Genomic DNA, 471 nt, shown 5'->3' with positions numbered 1-471 from the left:
GTGCTGCCTTGAGGTCCTGTGCTGCCTTGAGGTCCTGTAGCTCCGGTTGGACCGTTTGTTCCTGTCACAACTTCTAATCTCACATTGGCAGAACCAGTGGTTACATTAATCTCTAGTGAATCGGATATAAAGTTCAGCGTTTCTCCAAAACCTAGAGGTGAGCTTCCGCTCGTCCCCGTATTTCCTTGGACGAAGAATAAGAAATCACCTGTAGCCAAGGATCCAGTTGGCCCCGTGGTACCTTGAGGCCCTGTGCTGCCTTGAGGTCCCGTGTCACCTTGAAGTCCTGTGCTGCCTTGAGGTCCCGTGTCGCCTTGAGGCCCTGTGCTGCCTTGAGGTCCTGTGCTGCCTTGAGGTCCCGTGTCGCCTTGAGGCCCTGTGCTGCCTTGAGGTCCTGTGCTGCCTTGAGGTCCCGTGTCGCCTTGAGTCCCTGTGCTGCCTTGAGGCCCTGTGTTCCCTTGAGGCCCCGTG

General features: G+C 56.5%; 1 pseudogene. It reads right to left on the bottom strand.

The features are described 5' to 3' along the window. Positions 1-471, bottom strand: a pseudogene (locus BT147_RS15725) (collagen-like protein); the annotation flags it as partial.

The sequence above is a fragment of the Thermoactinomyces sp. DSM 45891 genome (assembly GCF_900119485.1).
Classification (GTDB): Bacteria; Bacillota; Bacilli; order Thermoactinomycetales; family Thermoactinomycetaceae; genus Baia.
This window is presented reverse-complemented; position numbering and strand designations above follow the sequence as displayed.